This is a genomic window from Vibrio hepatarius, from assembly GCF_043642085.1.
Taxonomy (GTDB): Bacteria; Pseudomonadota; Gammaproteobacteria; order Enterobacterales; family Vibrionaceae; genus Vibrio; species Vibrio hepatarius_C.
Map to the genome: position 1 here is coordinate 113,287 of NZ_JBHZSA010000006.1, position 18,579 is coordinate 131,865.

The window sequence follows — 18,579 nt, forward strand, 5'->3', positions numbered from 1 at the left end:
AAAGCGCGCCGGAAATGTGGTCTGTTCTCTCTGGTTAAATCTGTTAACTGGCGAAGCCGATTACTTCCAACTAACTTATATCTTTAAATCACACACATTCCGTCACATATTCCGGGGTGCTGGGCAGAAGCCTAGTCGGAGTTATGGGGGATGTGGAGGCCTAACCCCATAGAGGATTTTAAAATGGCAACTGTATCAATGCGCGATATGCTAAAAGCTGGTGTTCACTTCGGTCACCAGACTCGTTACTGGAACCCAAAAATGAAGCCATTCATCTTTGGTGCTCGTAACCGCGTTCATATCATCAACCTAGAAAAAACTGTACCAATGTTCAACGAAGCTCTAGCTGAACTAGCTAAAGTTGGCGAGAAGAAAGGTAAAGTTCTATTCGTTGGTACTAAGCGCGCTGCATCTGAAGCTGTTAAAGAAGCTGCAATCGCAAGCAACCAGTACTACGTAAACAACCGCTGGTTAGGCGGTATGCTTACAAACTACAAAACTGTTCGTCAGTCAATCAAGCGTCTAAAAGAACTTGAAGCTCAAGCTCAAGACGGTACTTTTGATAAGCTAACTAAGAAAGAAGCTCTAATGCGCACTCGTGAAATGGAGAAGCTAGAGAAGTCTCTTGGTGGTATCAAAGATATGGGCGGCCTACCAGACGCTCTATTCGTAATCGACGCTGATCACGAACACATTGCGATTAAAGAAGCTAACAACCTAGGTATTCCAGTATACGCTGTAGTAGATACTAACTCTAACCCAGACGGCGTTGACTACATCATCCCAGGTAACGACGATGCGATCCGTGCGGTACAGCTATACCTAAACGCTGTTGCAACTTCAGTAACTGAAGGCCGTAACAAAGACGTAGCTGTAGCTGCTGAAAAAGACGGTTTCGTAGAAGCTGAATAATAGCGGCTCCTAGTCACACTTGGTCTATGTGCAACTTAGTTGTAGCATAAACTGAGTTATAGTTATCAGCAGGGGCCGAAAATGTAGGCCCCTGTTTTTTACCAAATCCAGAATCAACTGAGGAATTTAGAATGGCTGTTACTGCTGCTCTAGTTAAAGAACTGCGCGAACGTACTGGCGCAGGTATGATGGAATGTAAGAAAGCGCTTGTTGAAGCAAACGCTGACATCGAACTAGCAATCGAAAACATGCGTAAATCAGGCGCTGCTAAAGCTGCTAAAAAAGCAGGTAACGTAGCTGCTGAAGGCGCAATCATCATTAAAGAAGAAAACGGTGTTGCTGTTCTTCTTGAAGTTAACTGCCAAACTGACTTTGTTGCTAAAGATGGTAACTTCACAGCATTCGCTGGCGAAGTTGCAGCTGAAGCTCTAGCTTCTAAAGCTTCTGTTGAAGAACTACAAGCTAAGTTCGAAGAAACTCGCGTTGCTCTAGTAGCTAAAATCGGTGAGAACATCAACATCCGTCGCGTTCAATACGTTGAAGGCGCTGCTCTAGCTTCTTACCGTCACGGCGAGAAGATCGGTGTAGTTGTTGCTGGTGAAGGCGACGCTGAAACTCTTAAGCACGTTGCAATGCACGTTGCTGCTTCTAAGCCAGAGTACGTTAACCCAGAAGACGTACCAGCTGACGTAGTTGCTAAAGAGAAAGAAGTTCAAGTTGAAATCGCTATGAACGAAGGCAAGCCTGCTGAGATCGCAGAGAAGATGGTTGTTGGCCGTATGAAGAAATTCACAGGCGAAATCTCTCTAACTGGTCAAGCGTTCATCATGGAGCCTAAGAAATCTGTAGGCGAAATGCTGAAAGAAAAAGGCGCTTCAGTTGCTACATTCGTTCGCCTAGAAGTAGGTGAAGGTATCGAGAAAGCTGAAGAAATGAGCTTCGCTGAAGAAGTAGCTGCAGCTCAAAAAGGTTAATCCTTAGAGACTCGCATACTATTTAGACCGTAGCCAAGGCTGCGGTCTTTTTATGACTAACGAGTAATCGTTTAGCTGTGATGAATGCAGACTATTAAAGTCTTCATCCATGACTGTTAATCAACAACTCTCTTTTGGAAGGTAAACTCCATGACTACGAACCCTAAACCAGCGTATCAACGTATTCTGTTAAAACTGAGTGGTGAAGCTCTTCAAGGCGAAGATGGTTTCGGCATTGATCCGGCGGTTCTTGATCGCATGGCACAAGAAGTAAAAGAGTTGATTGAACTTGGTGTTCAAGTTGGTGTGGTTATCGGTGGTGGTAACCTATTCCGCGGTGCAGGTCTAGCAGAAGCGGGTATGAACCGTGTTGTTGGTGACCATATGGGTATGCTAGCAACAGTAATGAATGGCCTAGCAATGCGTGATGCACTTCACCGTGCATACGTAAACGCTCGCGTAATGTCAGCAATTCCTCTTAAAGGTGTGTGTGACGATTACAACTGGGCTGACGCAATCCGTGAACTTCGCCAAGGCCGTGTGGTGATTTTCTCTGCAGGTACTGGTAACCCGTTCTTTACTACAGATTCTGCTGCATGTTTGCGTGGTATTGAAATTGAAGCTGACGTAGTTCTAAAAGCGACAAAAGTAGATGGCGTATTTACGGCTGACCCAGTAGCAAACCCTGACGCAGAGCTGTATGATAGCCTTTCATTCAATGCAGTTCTTGAAAAAGAGCTAAAAGTGATGGATTTGGCAGCATTTACATTGGCTCGTGACCACAAAATGCCAATCCGCGTATTCAATATGAATAAGCCAGGCGCACTTCGTCGCGTGGTAATGGGTGAAGCAGAAGGCACGCTAATCAGCGACGCAGAGTAACTCCAATCACCGTAGCGTAAATTGATTTATGCTACGGTATTGCCTTTTGAAGACTCCCGCATAGGCTTTCTTCGAGAAAGAATTACACATTAAGGTGATATTGTGATTAACGAAATCAAACAAGACGCTCAAGAGCGCATGGAAAAAAGCGTAGAAGCGCTAAAGAATAACCTTTCTAAAGTACGTACAGGTCGTGCGCACCCAAGCCTACTATCTGGTATCTCTGTAGAGTACTACGGCGCTCCAACGCCCCTAAACCAAGTGGCAAACGTTGTAGCTGAAGATGCACGTACACTAGCAATCACAGTATTCGACAAAGAGCTTACGCAAAAAGTTGAAAAAGCAATCATGATGTCTGACCTTGGTCTAAACCCAATGTCGGCTGGTACTATCATCCGCGTTCCACTTCCACCGCTAACGGAAGAGCGTCGTAAAGACCTAGTTAAGATTGTACGTGGTGAAGCTGAAGGTGGCCGTGTTGCTATCCGCAACATCCGTCGTGATGCTAACGGTGAACTGAAAGCACTACTGAAAGATAAAGAAATCTCTGAAGATGAAGATCGTAAAGGTCAAGATGAGATTCAAAAGCTAACAGACTCTGCAGTTAAGCAGGTAGACGAAGTGTTAGCAGCAAAAGAAAAAGAGTTGATGGAAGTCTAATTCTCCATAAACTTTCTATATAAATAGCGCTGTGCTCGCAGCACAGCGTTTTTTTATGCTAATCTCTCTCTCCTGCTGATTATCTATCAATGTTTTATGCATAACTCACAACTCTCTCCTGATTTACTCCCGAAACATATCGCAATCATTATGGATGGCAATGGCCGCTGGGCTAAGGCACAAGGTAAACCTCGTGTGTTTGGTCATAAAAATGGTGTTGCTGCGGTACGTAAAGCAATTTCGACTTCAGCAAAATTAGGCATCAAGGCTATCACTCTATTTGCGTTTAGTAGTGAAAACTGGCGTCGCCCTGAAGAAGAAGTCGGTGTGCTGATGGAGCTGTTTATTTCAGTTCTTTCAACAGAAGTGAAAAAACTTCATAAGAATAACTTACGTCTACGTGTAATCGGTGATAAGTCTCGTTTCAACGATCGCTTGCAAAAGAAGATCGCTCAAGCTGAGTCTTTGACGGAATCCAATACCGGCATGGTTATTAATATTGCGGCTAACTACGGCGGTAAGTGGGACATTATGCAGGCGACAAAAGCAATTTCAGCTAAGGTTGCCAATGGTGAATTGAAGGCGGAAGATATCAGCGAAGAGCTGATGACTGAGCATCTAACCATGGCAGATTTACCTGAAGTTGATTTGATGATTCGAACCAGTGGGGAATGCCGCATTAGCAACTTTATGTTGTGGCAGATGGCCTATGCGGAGCTGTATTTTACTCCCGTTTATTGGCCTGAGTTTGATGAAAATAGCTTGATTGAAGCTGTGACTTGGTTTGTGAACCGCGAACGTCGATTTGGTTGTACAGGTGAGCAAATCAAAGCGCTAATGGACAGCGAATAAAGGATCCAAGTTTGAAACAAAGAATTATAACCGCACTTATCCTTGCTCCTTTGGTGATTCTAGGGATATTTGAACTTTCACTACCACTGTTTATGGCAGCTATTGCTGCTGTTACCCTCATTGGTTATTGGGAGTGGACACAATTTGTTGATGCTAAGTCACGCACTATGGCATTGATTCCGACTGTCGCGATCAGTGCTGCGAGCCTGATTTTTATCCCATTTGACAGTTTAAGCCTGAATCTCATTTCCGATGCACATTACGCTATTTTGGCGGTGGGTTTTGTTTGGTGGTTAGCAGCAAGCGCTCTAGCAATCACTTACCCGAAATCTTCGTCATTCTGGCAGAACTCAAATATTTTACGTCATAGTTTTGGCATACTCACTTTATTGCCATTCTTTTGGAGTGTATTACTGCTTCGTGCAGAAGGCGTGGATGTCGACCCATACCATGGTGCTAAGTTAGTTCTGTACGTCTGCTTTATTGTTTGGGCTGCGGACAGTGGCGCTTATTTTGCGGGTAAGAGTTTTGGCAAACATAAAATGGCGCCCCATGTTAGCCCGAATAAGACCATTGAAGGCCTTGTTGGTGGCATTATTACCGCAATCCTGGTCGGCTGGGGAACGGCGCAATGGTTTAATCTCCAGTTCGATAGCACCTTTGCCATGGTGGCGATTACGTTAGTGACTGTAGTGATCTCAGTGCTAGGCGATTTAGTTGAAAGCATGTTTAAACGTGTATCTGGCATTAAGGACAGCAGCAACATCATTCCAGGTCATGGCGGTGTATTAGACCGCATTGATAGCCTAACAGCGGCATTTCCTGTTTTTGCTTTCCTATACTTCATATTTTAAGGCAAGCTTCGGCTTGCCCTTACCATACTTTGGTTTTTCGCTATGCGTAAGTTAACGATTCTAGGTGCGACAGGCTCGATTGGAGCAAGCACGTTTAAGGTTCTCGAACAAAATCCTGAGAAGTTTTCAGTGGTTGCGTTAGCCGCAGGGCAAAACGTAGCGAAAATGCGAGAACTGTGTCAGAAATGGCAGCCTAAGTTTGCTGTGATGGCTGATGACAACGCTGCTAAACAACTAAAGCTTCAACTCTCTGAACTTAAAATAGCCACACAAGTGCTTTCTGGTGTTGATGCGATGTGTGACGTCTCATCGATGGATGAGGTCGATACCGTTATGGCTGCAATTGTGGGGGCAGCAGGTTTGCTACCGACAATGGCGGCTGTCAAAGCAGGTAAGCGCGTGCTATTGGCGAACAAAGAAGCATTAGTTATGTCTGGCCAGTTGTTTATCGATGCGGTGAACAAGCATGGCGCCGAATTGCTGCCTGTTGATAGCGAACATAATGCTATTTTCCAATGTTTACCTAGCGATATTCAAACTAACTTAGGCCACTGCCAGCTTGATAGTCATGGTATCTCTCATATCTTGCTAACTGGGTCTGGCGGTCCATTCCGGTACAGCGATATCAACACACTTGATGATGTGACGCCGGAGCAAGCTATCGCGCACCCTAACTGGTCGATGGGGCCGAAGATTTCGGTCGACTCTGCAACCATGATGAACAAAGGCCTTGAGTATATTGAGGCTAAATGGCTGTTCAATACTCAGCGTGAACAGCTTAAGGTTGTGATTCATCCGCAGTCAGTCATTCACTCTATGGTTCAGTATAAAGATGGCTCAGTGATAGCACAGATGGGAGAGCCAGATATGGCAACGCCTATCGCTCTTACGCTTTCCTATCCGGAGCGTATTGCTGCTGGAGTACCTGCCCTTGATTTTACTAAGGTTGGAGAGCTTACCTTCCTAGAACCAGACTTTAATCGTTATCCGTGCTTAAGGCTGGCGATAGATGCGTGTTACGCAGGTCAACATGCGACCACGGCACTGAATGCGGCTAACGAAATTGCCGTTGATGCATTTTTAAATAAACAGCTTCGTTTTACTGATATCGCTAAGGTTAATGAGCAAGTAGCGAGCAATATCATTGGTTCTTACAGCTCGTCGCAATGCAGTGACTTGGAAAGCATTTTAGAGCTCGATAGAATAGCAAGAGAATTGGCGGTAACAATCGTAAGTGGGCTTGAGCGATGACAGGTATTTTGTGGAACTTTGCTTCCTTTATAATTGCGCTAGGAATCCTCGTAGCGGTTCACGAATTTGGCCACTTTTGGGTGGCGCGACGCTGTGGTGTCAAAGTCGAAAAGTTTTCCATTGGATTCGGTAAATCCATTTGGAGCAAAGTGGGTAAGGATGGCACGGAGTATAGTGTTTCCATCATTCCACTCGGCGGTTATGTCAAAATGCTCGATGGGCGTGTTGATGACCTTACTGAGGGTGAACAAGAGTTCGCTTTTGATCGCAAACCGCTATGGAAGCGAACGGCCATTGTTGCTGCAGGCCCTGCCTTTAACTTCTTTTTTGCTATCTTTGCTTACTGGCTAGTTTTTTTAATCGGCGTTCCGGCTGTTAAGCCCGTCGTTGGTGAAGTTACCCCTTACTCGATTGCTGCTGACGCAGGTTTAGAACCTGGAATGGAACTAAAATCAGTTTCTGGCGTCAAAACTGCGGATTGGGAATCGGTTAATATGGGCCTTATCTCTCATATCGGTGATCGCCAGTTAACCATGACCGTTGCACCTGCTGATGGTATTGGGGTTGAGCAAGTTAAGCACTTTGATTTAACTGAGTGGAACTTTGACCCTGAGAAAGAGTCTGCAATGTCAACGCTCGGTTTTGTTCCCTTTACGCCTGCGATTACACCTCGTCTGACTGCAGTGTCAGAAGATGGCGCGGGTGCGAAATCTGGACTTGAGGTTGGCGATTTACTTGTTTCCCTTGATGGACAAAAAATCAGTGAATGGGATCAAGTTGTTGAAGCGATTCAGCAGCATCCAAATACATCGATTGAGCTGCAAATTGAGCGAAATGGAGAGAACGTTAGTTTAACCATGATTCCTGATAGCCGCGAACTTGCAGACAAGCGAGTGATTGGTTTTGCTGGAATCGCTCCTGAAGTCGCAGAATGGCCAGAAAATTATCGCTTCGACTTACAATTTGGTGTAATTGATTCAGTCGGTAAGGCGGTTGAGAAAACAGGTCAGGTAATCAGTCTGACAATCAGTATGCTCAAAAAGCTGATTGTTGGTGATGTTGGATTGAATAACTTAAGTGGACCTATTTCGATCGCAAAAGGGGCCGGTATGACTGCCGATTATGGCTTAGTCTACTTTTTAGGTTTCCTTGCATTAATCAGTGTGAACTTAGGGATTATTAACCTTGTACCGCTGCCTATGTTAGATGGCGGACATTTATTGTTTTTTGCTATTGAGGCTGTAATAAGACGCCCTGTACCTGAGAAAATTCAGGAAATGGGTTACCGCGTTGGCGGTGCAATTATCTTCTCTCTTATGGCAGTGGCAATTTTCAATGATTTTGCTCGTTTGTAATTGAGCAAAGGTTGAATTAAGGAATAACAAAAACAAATATGGCGATGAAAAATATTCTGTTTGCAACTTTATTGGCGACCAGTGTCAGTGCAAACGGTGCCGAGAACTTCGTAGTTCAAGATATTAGAATTGAAGGCCTTCAGCGAGTTGCACTGGGTGCAGCATTGCTGAAGATGCCAGTACGAGTTGGCGATACAGTCGATAATCAAGACGTGTCTGAGACAATACGCGCGCTATACGCCACCGGTAACTTTGAAGACATCAAAGTGCTGCGTGATAACGATGTGTTGGTTGTTCAAGTTAAAGAGCGCCCAACGATAGCGAGCATCTCATTCTCAGGTAATAAAGCGATCAAAGAAGAGCAACTTCAGCAGAACTTGGATGCGTCAGGTATCCGTGTTGGTGAAGCGCTTGACCGCACAACGCTTTCAACCATTGAAAAAGGCTTAGAAGACTTTTACTACAGCGTGGGTAAGTACAACGCCGGCGTAAAAGCGGTCGTTACACCTTTACCTCGTAACCGTTCTGACCTGAAGTTTGTCTTTACTGAAGGCGTGTCTGCCAAGATTAAGCAGATCAACTTCATTGGTAACACCCAATACACAGACGAAGAGCTACTGAGCCGTTTCGATCTTAATGTCGACGTTGCTTGGTGGAACTTCCTTGCGGATGATAAGTATCAGAAGCAGGTACTGGCGGGTGATATCGAGGCACTTAAGTCATACTACCTAGATCGTGGTTACCTTAAGTTCCAGATTGACTCTACCCAAGTGGCAATCTCACCGGATAAAAAAGGTGTTTATATCACTCTTGGTCTAAATGAAGGCCAGCCATACAGTGTAAGTGATGTGAAATTCCGCGGTGAACTACTGGGCAAAGAAGCAGAATTCGAAAACCTAGTACCATTTGAAAGTGGTGAAACCTATAACGGCTCGGCGGTTACAGGACTAGAAGAGAATGTTAAGCGTCTACTTGGTGAAGCAGGTTATGCATACCCTCAAGTACGCACCATTCCAGAGTTTGATGATGAGAACCAGACCGTATCACTAGTTGTTAACGTCGAAGCTGGTCAACGTATTTACGTACGTGATATTCGCTTTGTGGGTAACAATTCGACTAAAGATGAAGTTCTGCGTCGTGAAATGCGCCAAATGGAAGGCAGCTGGCTTAACTCAAAATCGATTGAGACCGGAAAAAGCCGCCTAAACCGCTTGGGCTTCTTTGAAACGGTAGACGTACAGACGGTACGTGTACCGGGCAGTACTGACCAAGTTGACTTGGTGTACAACGTAAAAGAGGCCAACTCAGGCAGCGTTAACTTCGGTATTGGTTACGGTACTGAGTCAGGTGTGAGCTTCCAAGTGGGTCTACAGCAAGATAACTTTGTAGGTAGCGGTAACCGCGTTGGTATTAACGCGATGATGAACGATTACCAAAAGAACATCAGCTTAGATTACCGCGACCCTTACTGGAACCTTGATGGTGTCAGTATGGGCGGTAAGATCTTCTACAACGAGTTTGAAGCGTCAGAAGCGGGTATTGTTGACTACACCAACGAAAGTTACGGTGCGAGTTTAACTTGGGGTTTCCCATTCGATGAGCTTAACCGTTTTGAGTTTGGTGTGGGTTATACGCACAACAAGATTGGTAATGTACCAACTTATGACCAAGCTCAGTTATTTGCTCAGAGTATTGGCCAAGAGAATGGCGATATCCTGACAAACGACTTCGATGTTAACGTATCATGGACACGGAACAACCTGAACCGTGGTTATTTCCCTACCGCTGGTAACTACCAACGTGCTTTCGCTAAGGCGACAGTGCCAAGTTCTGATGCTCAATACTTTAAAGTTCAGTATGACGTTAGACAGTACGTACCAATCACCAAAAAGCACGAATTTACGCTATTGATGCGTGGTCGTTTAGGTTACGGTAACGGTTATGGCCAAACAGATGGTAACGATAACTTGTTCCCATTCTACGAGAACTACTATGCGGGTGGTTTTACGACCCTGCGTGGTTTCGGCTCAAACAGTGCGGGTCCAAAGGCGGTTTATACCACTAACGGCAACCCAGCAACTTGTAACAGCGCAAGCTGTGTTTCAGCGACTGACGATTCGGTAGGTGGTAACGCAGTTGCATTGGCGAGTTTGGAACTGATTGTCCCAACGCCATTTGCTTCGGAAGAAGTTCGTAACCAAATTCGTACTAGTGTATTTGTCGATGCGGCAAGTGTTTGGGATACAGAATTCGTTTATGACCCAAGTGTTGATACTCGATACTACGATGATTACTCAGACCCAATGAACATCCGTGCATCTTACGGTGCAGCATTGCAATGGATGTCACCAATGGGGCCTCTAGTCTTCTCTATTGCTAAACCTATTGAAAGTTATGAAGGTGATGACGAAGAATTCTTCACTTTCACCATCGGCAGAACCTTCTAAAACAGAGGAAAATAAAGTGAATAAAACAATTAAAGCGGCTGGTCTAAGCCTTCTTGTAATGACGTCTTCTTTCTTTGCTAATGCAGCTGAAGCGGCGCAAAAGATCGGCTATGTCAACACGGCTCAAGTATTCCAAGCGCTTCCTCAACGTGAAGTTGTACTGCAAAAGATGCAGGAAGAGTTCAAAGATAAAGCGGATGAGCTAAAAGCAATCCAAGCGCAAGCTAAGACAAAGATTGAAAAGCTAAAGCGTGATGGTGAACTGCTAGGTCAAGATGAGATTGAGAAGCTGCGTATTGAGATTGGTCAGCTAGACAGCAAATACAAGATCAAGGCTCAAGCATTAGAGCAAGCATCGGCTCGTCGTGAAGCGCAAGAGAAGCAAAAACTGTTTAAAGTGATTCAAGACGCAGTAGCGAAAGTTGCTAAGAAAGAAGGCTACGACATCGTTGTTGATATTCAAACGATGCAGTACGGTAAGCCTGAGTACAACATTTCAGAAAAAGTAATCAAATCACTTAAATAATAAAAACTATGACAGTACTTTCTTTAGCCGAATTGGCAACCATTACCGGGGGCGAACTACATGGTGATGCAGCAGCGACTGTCACCATGGTTGCGCCAATGGATAAAGCGCAAGAAGGGCATGTAACCTTCTTGTCTAATCCTAAATATGCTAAGCACTTAGCTCAATGTCAGGCTACTGTAGTGATGGTCAAAGAGGCTCAGCGTGAACAGTGCAGTGGAAATGTACTGGTTGTTGCTGACCCTTATGTGGCATTTGCGAAAGTGACCCAAGCGTTAGATAGCACTCCAGCACCTGCGAGTACTGTTGCTCCTTCAGCTTTTATTGCAGAAGATGCGAAGCTTGGTAAAGATGTTTCGATTGGTGCAAACGCTGTGATTGAATCTGGTGTTGAACTGGGTGATAACGCGGTAATTGGTGCGGGCTGTTTTGTTGGTAAAAATGCCAAGATCGGCTCAAACTCAAAGCTTTGGTCAAATGTTAGTGTTTACCACGAAGTACAGATCGGCTCTGACTGTCTGATTCAAGCCAATACAGTGATTGGTTCTGATGGTTTTGGTTATGCGAACGAGAAAGGTGAGTGGGTTAAAATTCCTCAACTAGGTCGTGTTCGCATTGGTAACCGTGTTGAGATCGGTGCATGTACCACGATTGACCGCGGCGCATTGGATGATACGGTGATCGAAGATAACGTCATCTTAGATAACCAGTTGCAGATCGCCCACAACGTACACATCGGATATGGTACAGCTATAGCTGGTGGTACGATTATCGCAGGCAGCACTACTATCGGTAAATACTGTATTATCGGTGGCGGCACTGTAATCAATGGTCATATCGAAATCACTGATGGCGTCACCATCACGGGTATGGGTATGGTCATGCGTGGTATTTCAGAGAAAGGTATGTACTCCTCTGGTATTCCACTACAGCCAAACAAAGAGTGGCGTAAAACAGCAACCCGCGTTCATCGCATTGATGAGATGAATAAGCGTCTAAAGGCTGTTGAAAAGCAATTAGAGCAGAAAGAAGAATCTTAATTCCATTTCTGATTAAAAGGCTCGCACTTCGCGAGTCTTTTTGTCTATATAGCCAACCAATTTTCGGGTGGGATTACACCTTAAGCTCACTTGAGTATATAATGCCTGCCAGCAACCAAATTTAGCATTCAAAATAGGAATATGACTTTGACTACTGAACAGAAAACGATGAACATCACTGAAATCCAGGAATTGTTACCACATCGCTACCCATTCTTGCTCATCGATCGCGTAATTGATTTCCAAGAAGAGAAATACCTAACGGCGATCAAAAACGTTTCAGTGAATGAACCTCAGTTTACAGGTCATTTCCCTCAGCTACCTGTATTTCCAGGTGTACTTATCCTAGAAGCAATGGCTCAGGCGACTGGTTTATTGGCATTCAAATCATTTGGTGCTCCTTCTGAAAATGAACTGTACTACTTTGCGAGCGTTGATGGCGCGAAATTCCGCAAACCAGTTGTTCCAGGCGATCAGCTAGTGATTGAAGTAGAATTTATTAAAGAGCGTCGCGGTATTGCTGCATTTAAAGGCATAGCAAAAGTCGACGGCGAAGTGGTATGTTCTGCGGAACTAAAATGTGCTCGTCGAGAGTTTTAATATGATTCATGAAACAGCTCAAATTCACCCTTCAGCGGTTATTGAAGGTGAAGTTAAAATTGCAGCCAATGTGACCGTTGGTCCATTCACTTACATCTCAGGTACGATTGAGGTCGGTGAAGGCACTGAAGTGATGTCTCATGTTGTCATTAAAGGTCATACAACGATTGGTAAAGACAACCGTATCTTTCCCAATGCCGTAATTGGTGAAGAGAACCAAGATAAGAAATATGGCGGTGAAGAGACGACAGTTGTTATCGGTGATCGCAACGTTATCCGCGAAGCCGTTCAAATCCACCGTGGTACAACTCAAGACAAAGCGACTACAGTAATCGGCAACGATAACCTGTTGTGTGTTAATGCGCATATTGCCCATGATGTGATTGTTGGTAACCATACTCACATTGGTAACAATGCCATCCTTGGTGGTCACGTTACCGTTGGCGATTATGCGGGCGTTATGGCGCTTTCTGCGATTCATCCATTCTGTAATATCGGTGCTTACTCATACACAGGTGGCTGTTCTGCAGTGGTTCAAGACGTGCTTCCTTACGTGCTTGCACAAGGTAACCATGCAACACCGTTTGGCTTAAACCTTGTTGGCCTTAAGCGTAATGGTTTCGAGAAGCCAGAAATCCGTGCTTTGCAGAAAGCATACAAAGAAATTTACCGTTCAGGTAAAACGCTTGAAGACGCAAAAGCTAGCCTAGTTGAAATGGCGAAAGAGTTTGATTCGATCAAACCGATGCTGGAGATGCTAGAGATTTCTGAGCGCGGTATTATTCGCTAATAACACTTGTGAAGCTGCATAAAAGATCGCAATCTTACGGTTGCGGTCTTTTTTACTTTTTAAAGCAATAAATTAGGTAGGTCATTCAGCCATGGAAAAGCCACTACGAATTGGTATTGTCGTCGGGGAACTGTCCGGAGACACTCTCGGTGAAGGTTTCATCAAAGCGATAAAACAAAAGTACCCTAACGCTGAGTTCGTCGGTATCGGTGGACCAAAAATGATAGCCCAAGGCTGTGAGTCTCTGTTTGATATGGAAGAGCTTGCGGTAATGGGACTCGTCGAAGTACTGGGAAGGCTGCCAAGATTGCTGAAAGTGAAAGCTGAACTGGTTAAGTACTTCACCCAGAACCCGCCGGATGTATTTGTCGGTATCGATGCGCCAGACTTTAACTTGAGACTTGAACTCGACCTGAAAAAAGCTGGCATTAAAACCGTCCATTATGTGAGTCCATCGGTGTGGGCTTGGCGACCAAAGCGTATCTTTAAAATTGATGCAGCAACAGACCTTGTCCTTGCGTTCCTACCTTTTGAAAAAGCGTTTTATGACAAGTATCAGGTAGCGTGTGAGTTTGTTGGTCACACCTTAGCGGATGCGATCCCACTGGTGCCAGATCAACAAGAGGCGAGAGAGCTTCTTAATCTAGAGCAAGACAAACAATGGCTCGCGGTATTGCCGGGCAGCCGTGGCGGCGAGGTGGGCTTAATCGCTCAGCCATTTATTGAAACATGCCGAGAAATAAAGCAGAAGTTTCCTGATATTGGCTTTGTTGTTGCGGCGGTGAATGACAAGCGTAAACAGCAGTTTGAAGAAATCTGGCAACAGACTGCGCCTGAACTAGACTTCGTCATTGTTCAGGATACCGCGCGTAATGTGATTACCGCGTCTGATGCTGTACTGCTTGCTTCTGGTACGGTTGCGCTCGAGTGTATGCTGCTTAAACGACCTATGGTTGTTGGCTATAAGGTCAACCGATTCACTGGCTGGTTAGTACAGAAATTAGCGATTACTGAATTCGTCTCACTGCCGAATATTTTGGCTGGAGAGGAGTTAGTCAAAGAGTTCATTTTGGATGAGTGCGACCCACAATTTTTAGTACCTGCTGTTGAGGATATGTTGGGCAGTAATAACGAGGAACTGATTGCTCGATTTACTGAAATGCACCACTTGATCCGTAAAGACGCGGATGTTCAGGCTGCCAAAGCTGTCCTCAACCTAATTGGTAAAGAATAATGGCAAAAGAGAAACAAGAACTTCCACCTTTTGAGTACCCGCAAGGCTATCAACTGGTTGCAGGTGTGGATGAAGTAGGCCGTGGCCCTTTGGTCGGCGATGTTGTCACTGCCGCGGTTATTTTAGACCCGAATAACCCGATTGAGGGTTTGAACGATTCTAAAAAGTTATCCGAGAAAAAACGCTTAGCGCTGTTGCCAGAAATTAAGCAAAAAGCTCTGGCATGGTCGGTAGGGCGTTGCTCTCCTGAAGAAATTGATCAGCTAAATATTTTGCAAGCGACCATGGTTGCAATGCAGCGTGCTATCGATGGCTTGAGTGTTAAACCTGATCTTGCCCTTATTGATGGCAACCGCTGCCCAGAATTACCTATGGATTCTCAAGCGGTGGTCAAAGGCGATTTACGTGTTGCAGAGATTAGTGCGGCGTCGATCATTGCCAAAGTTGTCCGTGACCAAGAGATGGAAGAGCTCGATAAGCTGCATCCTGAGTTTGGTTTTGCTAAGCATAAAGGCTATCCAACCAAGGCGCATTTTGAAGCCATTGAAAAGCACGGCGTCATCGAACAGCACCGCAAGAGCTTCAAACCAGTCAAGCGCGCGCTTGGGATTGAATAGAAAGCGCTTTGATGGGGTATATAAGTCGATAATTTTCACTTAAAATACCCCAAATATCTTCCAAATTTATCACCTTTCTGGACCTTATTCATGTCAGATCCAAAGTTTATCCACCTTCGAGTTCATAGTGACTTCTCCATGGTTGACGGCCTATCAAAAGTGCCTCCCTTGGTTAAGAGGGTGGCTGAAATGGGTATGCCTGCAATGGCACTGACCGACTTCACCAACTTGTGTGGTCTGGTTAAGTTTTATGGCACTGCACACGGCTGCGGTATTAAGCCAATCATTGGTGCTGATTTTCTTATGCAGTCACCTGAGTTCGGTGATGAGCTAACAAAATTGACCGTTATCGCGGCGGATAATGTTGGCTACAAGAACCTAACTCTACTCATTTCTAAAGCGTACCTGCGTGGGCACGTACAGCATCAACCTGTCATTGATAAAGAGTGGCTAACTGAGTTATCTGAAGGGGTAATTTTACTCTCAGGGGGTAAAAGCGGTGAAATAGGTAAAGCTCTGCTCAAAGGCAACCAGAAAGTTGCTGAAGAGTGTGTCGCGTTCTACCAAACCCATTTCCCAAATAGATTTTATTTGGAGTTAACGCGTACAGGCCGTGCTGATGAAGAAACGTATCTGCATTTTGCGCTAGAGTTGGCCGAGCAACGAGAGATCCCTGTCGTGGCGACCAACGATGTGGTTATCCTCGACGAGACTTTGTTTGATGCTCATGAGATTCGAGTTGCTATCCATGATGGCTACACACTTGAAGATCCACGTAGGCCAAAAAACTACAGCCCTCAGCAATATCTACGCACGGAAGAGGAGATGTGTGAGCTCTTCTCTGATATCCCAGAAGCACTAGAAAACAGTGTTGAAATTGCTAAGCGTTGTAACGTTACTGTCCGACTCGGTGAGTACTTCCTTCCAGCGTTCCCAACCGAAGGGATGGAAGAAACCGAATTCTTGGTTAAGAAATCGGAACAAGGCCTAGAAGAGCGTCTTGAGTTCCTATTTCCTGACCCAAAAGTGCGCGAAGAGCGCCGCCCTGAATACGATGACCGACTTAAGATCGAGCTTGAAGTAATCAACAACATGGGATTCCCAGGTTACTTCTTGATCGTAATGGAGTTCATCCAGTGGTCAAAAGATAACGCTATTCCAGTTGGTCCTGGGCGTGGTTCAGGTGCGGGTTCGCTAGTGGCGTACGCACTTAAGATCACCGACTTGGATCCATTGGAATATGACCTGCTATTCGAACGATTCTTGAACCCAGAACGTGTCTCGATGCCCGATTTCGACGTCGACTTCTGTATGGATAAACGTGATAAAGTTATTGATCACGTAGCAGAAATGTATGGCCGAGACGCGGTATCTCAGATCATCACCTTTGGTACCATGGCGGCAAAAGCGGTTATTCGCGACGTGGGACGTGTACTTGGTCACGGTTTCGGCTTTGTAGACCGCATTTCTAAGTTGGTGCCGCCAGACCCAGGTATGACGCTTGAAAAAGCGTTCAAAGCTGAGCCTGCACTGCCTGAATTGTACGAGAACGACGAAGAGATCAAAGAGCTGATCGATATGTGTCGCATCCTTGAAGGGTGTACACGTAACGCCGGTAAGCACGCGGGTGGTGTTGTTATCTCACCAACGACCATTACTGACTTTGCGCCTATCTACGCGGATGCGGAAGGCCATTTCCCAGTTACCCAGTTTGATAAGAACGACGTAGAAACCGCTGGTCTGGTTAAGTTTGACTTCTTGGGTCTACGAACATTAACCATCATCGACTGGGCGCTGGGCTTGATTAACCCTCGTCTAGAGAAAGAGGGCAAACCACCGGTTGCGATCGAGTCAATTCCACTGGTAGACCAAGCGTCATTCAATCTGTTGCAAAACTCAGAGACCACGGCGGTATTCCAGCTAGAATCGCGTGGTATGAAAGAGCTAATCAAGCGTCTTCAACCTGACTGTTTTGAAGATATTATCGCACTGGTAGCTCTGTTCCGCCCTGGCCCACTCCAATCGGGCATGGTAGATAACTTTATCGACCGTAAGCATGGTCGAGAAGCTGTATCGTATCCAGATGAACAGTGGCAGCACGACTCGTTACAAGAAATTCTTGAACCGACCTACGGCATTATCCTCTATCAGGAGCAGGTAATGCAGATCGCTCAGGTTCTTTCTGGCTATACGCTAGGTGGCGCTGACATGCTCCGTCGTGCGATGGGTAAGAAAAAGCCTGAAGAGATGGCCAAGCAGCGTGCGACTTTCGAAGAAGGGGCGATTGCCAACGGCGTTGATGGCGAACTGGCGATGAAGATCTTCGACTTGGTAGAAAAGTTCGCAGGTTACGGCTTTAACAAATCCCACTCAGCGGCATACGCACTGGTTTCGTACCAGACGTTATGGCTAAAAACTCACTTCCCAGCAGAGTTTATGGCAGCGGTAATGACAGCCGATATGGACAACACGGAAAAAGTGGTTGGCCTAGTCGATGAATGTTTCCGTATGAAGCTTAAAGTGCTACCACCGGACATTAACGCTGGCTTATACCGTTTCAATGTTGATGAAGACGGTGCGATTGTTTACGGTATCGGCGCGATTAAAGGGGTTGGTGAAGGCCCAATTGATGCAATTCTAGAAGCGCGCAACAAAGATGGCCACTTTAAAGATTTATTTGATTTCTGTGCCCGCATTGACCTTAAGAAAGTCAACAAGCGTGTGATTGAAAAACTGATTTATGCCGGTGCTCTTGACCGACTTGGCCCTCATCGTGCAGCCCTGATGGCCTCATTGAATGATGCCGTGAAGGCGGCGAGCCAACACCACCAGGCGGAAGCATTTGGTCAGAGTGATTTATTCGGGGTATTAACCGAGGCACCGGAAGAGGTCGAGCATAAGTACACCAAAGTTGAACCATGGCCTGAGAAGGTATGGCTTGAAGGTGAACGTGATACACTCGGCCTATATTTGACCGGCCACCCAATTAATGCCTATATAAAGGAACTTGGTAAGTACACCAGTTGTCGACTAAAAGACGCGACTCCAACTCGTCGTGATCAAAGTGTCACGGTTGCCGGCTTGGTGATTGCGTCACGAGTAATGACAACTAAGCGCGGTACACGTATCGGTATTATGACTTTGGATGACAGAAGCGGCCGAATGGAAGTGATGTTGTTCTCAGATGCGCTGGATCGATACGCAGAATTGTTAGAAAACGATAAAATTTTGGTGGTTTCTGGACAGGTCAGCTTTGATGATTTCAATGGTGGTCTTAAAATGTCCGCGCGCGAAGTTATGGATTTGGGAACAGCTCGTGAAAAATATGCACGAGGATTATCTGTCTCGATTGATGAATCGCAAATCAATGACCGATTTTTTGAGCGCTTTAGTCAAATACTAGAGCCTCATCGGGCGGGAAGTGTGCCCGTCCATGTATACTACCAACGCTCCGATGCTCGGGCGCGTTTAACGCTAGGTACAGAATGGCGAGTAACGCCGAGTGACGCATTATTAGATGATTTAAAACAACTACTTGGGAAAGGCCAGGTAGAACTCGAATTTAACTAAGTTCGGTCAATGGCG

General features: G+C 45.5%; 16 protein-coding genes. All 16 read left to right on the forward strand.

What is annotated here, in order from left to right:
* Positions 1 to 183: 183 nt before the first annotated feature.
* Positions 184 to 912, forward strand: coding sequence for a 30S ribosomal protein S2 (rpsB, locus tag ACHUFZ_RS13585; protein ID WP_394127582.1), 729 nt, complete (start codon positions 184 to 186; stop codon positions 910 to 912).
* Between the two features lie 131 nt (positions 913 to 1,043).
* The gene (gene tsf / locus ACHUFZ_RS13590; protein ID WP_134836290.1) at positions 1,044 to 1,886 is read left to right on the forward strand and encodes a translation elongation factor Ts; all 843 of its coding nucleotides are present in this window, start codon (positions 1,044 to 1,046) and stop codon (positions 1,884 to 1,886) included.
* A 150-nt stretch (positions 1,887 to 2,036) separates the two neighbouring features.
* Positions 2,037 to 2,768 carry a UMP kinase gene (pyrH, locus tag ACHUFZ_RS13595; protein ID WP_394127583.1) on the forward strand — a complete coding sequence of 244 codons (732 nt, stop codon included), beginning with the start codon at positions 2,037 to 2,039 and terminating at the stop codon, positions 2,766 to 2,768.
* A gap of 102 nt (positions 2,769 to 2,870) precedes the next feature.
* A complete protein-coding gene (frr, locus tag ACHUFZ_RS13600; RefSeq protein ID WP_394127584.1) occupies positions 2,871 to 3,428 on the forward strand; it encodes a ribosome recycling factor in 558 nt (185 codons plus the stop codon).
* Positions 3,429 to 3,524: 96 nt separating this feature from the next.
* A complete protein-coding gene (locus ACHUFZ_RS13605) occupies positions 3,525 to 4,280 on the forward strand; it encodes an isoprenyl transferase (protein ID WP_394127585.1) in 756 nt (251 codons plus the stop codon).
* Positions 4,281 to 4,291: 11 nt separating this feature from the next.
* Entirely contained in the window at positions 4,292 to 5,134 is an 843-nt protein-coding gene (locus tag ACHUFZ_RS13610; RefSeq protein WP_394127586.1) for a phosphatidate cytidylyltransferase, read from the forward strand.
* A gap of 42 nt (positions 5,135 to 5,176) precedes the next feature.
* Complete coding sequence (ispC, locus tag ACHUFZ_RS13615) at positions 5,177 to 6,385, forward strand: 1-deoxy-D-xylulose-5-phosphate reductoisomerase (protein WP_394127587.1); 1,209 nt, start codon at positions 5,177 to 5,179, stop codon at positions 6,383 to 6,385.
* Complete coding sequence (gene rseP, locus ACHUFZ_RS13620) at positions 6,382 to 7,740, forward strand: sigma E protease regulator RseP (RefSeq protein ID WP_394127588.1); 1,359 nt, start codon at positions 6,382 to 6,384, stop codon at positions 7,738 to 7,740. Before ispC ends, rseP begins: the two co-directional genes overlap by 4 nt.
* A 38-nt stretch (positions 7,741 to 7,778) precedes the next feature.
* Positions 7,779 to 10,187, forward strand: coding sequence for an outer membrane protein assembly factor BamA (gene bamA, locus ACHUFZ_RS13625; protein ID WP_134836284.1), 2,409 nt, complete (start codon positions 7,779 to 7,781; stop codon positions 10,185 to 10,187).
* A 16-nt stretch (positions 10,188 to 10,203) separates the two neighbouring features.
* Positions 10,204 to 10,713 carry an OmpH/Skp family outer membrane protein gene (locus ACHUFZ_RS13630; RefSeq protein ID WP_134836283.1) on the forward strand — a complete coding sequence of 170 codons (510 nt, stop codon included), beginning with the start codon at positions 10,204 to 10,206 and terminating at the stop codon, positions 10,711 to 10,713.
* A gap of 8 nt (positions 10,714 to 10,721) precedes the next feature.
* Positions 10,722 to 11,753 carry a UDP-3-O-(3-hydroxymyristoyl)glucosamine N-acyltransferase gene (gene lpxD, locus ACHUFZ_RS13635; protein WP_394127589.1) on the forward strand — a complete coding sequence of 344 codons (1,032 nt, stop codon included), beginning with the start codon at positions 10,722 to 10,724 and terminating at the stop codon, positions 11,751 to 11,753.
* 147 nt (positions 11,754 to 11,900) lie between these two features.
* A complete protein-coding gene (fabZ, locus tag ACHUFZ_RS13640) occupies positions 11,901 to 12,353 on the forward strand; it encodes a 3-hydroxyacyl-ACP dehydratase FabZ (protein WP_134836281.1) in 453 nt (150 codons plus the stop codon).
* 1 nt (position 12,354) lies between these two features.
* Positions 12,355 to 13,143 (forward strand): acyl-ACP--UDP-N-acetylglucosamine O-acyltransferase, encoded by a 789-nt coding sequence (gene lpxA / locus ACHUFZ_RS13645; RefSeq protein WP_394127590.1) that lies wholly within the window; start codon positions 12,355 to 12,357, stop codon positions 13,141 to 13,143.
* A 91-nt stretch (positions 13,144 to 13,234) separates the two neighbouring features.
* Positions 13,235 to 14,377, forward strand: coding sequence for a lipid-A-disaccharide synthase (lpxB, locus tag ACHUFZ_RS13650; protein WP_394127591.1), 1,143 nt, complete (start codon positions 13,235 to 13,237; stop codon positions 14,375 to 14,377).
* Positions 14,374 to 14,994, forward strand: coding sequence for a ribonuclease HII (gene rnhB / locus ACHUFZ_RS13655; RefSeq protein WP_208733185.1), 621 nt, complete (start codon positions 14,374 to 14,376; stop codon positions 14,992 to 14,994). Before lpxB ends, rnhB begins: the two co-directional genes overlap by 4 nt.
* A 90-nt stretch (positions 14,995 to 15,084) precedes the next feature.
* Positions 15,085 to 18,564 (forward strand): DNA polymerase III subunit alpha, encoded by a 3,480-nt coding sequence (dnaE, locus tag ACHUFZ_RS13660; RefSeq protein ID WP_394127592.1) that lies wholly within the window; start codon positions 15,085 to 15,087, stop codon positions 18,562 to 18,564.
* Positions 18,565 to 18,579: the final 15 nt, after the last annotated feature.

Excerpts from the sequence above, each read along its gene's own strand:
- rpsB (WP_394127582.1), top strand. The coding sequence starts at position 184 with ATGGCAACTGTATCAATGCGCGATATGCTAAAAGCTGGTGTTCACTTC.
- tsf (WP_134836290.1), top strand. The coding sequence starts at position 1,044 with ATGGCTGTTACTGCTGCTCTAGTTAAAGAACTGCGCGAACGTACTGGC.
- pyrH (WP_394127583.1), top strand. The coding sequence starts at position 2,037 with ATGACTACGAACCCTAAACCAGCGTATCAACGTATTCTGTTAAAACTG.
- ACHUFZ_RS13605 (WP_394127585.1), top strand. The coding sequence starts at position 3,525 with ATGCATAACTCACAACTCTCTCCTGATTTACTCCCGAAACATATCGCA.
- ispC (WP_394127587.1), top strand. The coding sequence starts at position 5,177 with ATGCGTAAGTTAACGATTCTAGGTGCGACAGGCTCGATTGGAGCAAGC.
- rseP (WP_394127588.1), top strand. The coding sequence starts at position 6,382 with ATGACAGGTATTTTGTGGAACTTTGCTTCCTTTATAATTGCGCTAGGA.
- bamA (WP_134836284.1), top strand. The coding sequence starts at position 7,779 with ATGGCGATGAAAAATATTCTGTTTGCAACTTTATTGGCGACCAGTGTC.
- lpxD (WP_394127589.1), top strand. The coding sequence starts at position 10,722 with ATGACAGTACTTTCTTTAGCCGAATTGGCAACCATTACCGGGGGCGAA.
- lpxA (WP_394127590.1), top strand. The coding sequence starts at position 12,355 with ATGATTCATGAAACAGCTCAAATTCACCCTTCAGCGGTTATTGAAGGT.
- lpxB (WP_394127591.1), top strand. The coding sequence starts at position 13,235 with ATGGAAAAGCCACTACGAATTGGTATTGTCGTCGGGGAACTGTCCGGA.
- dnaE (WP_394127592.1), top strand. The coding sequence starts at position 15,085 with ATGTCAGATCCAAAGTTTATCCACCTTCGAGTTCATAGTGACTTCTCC.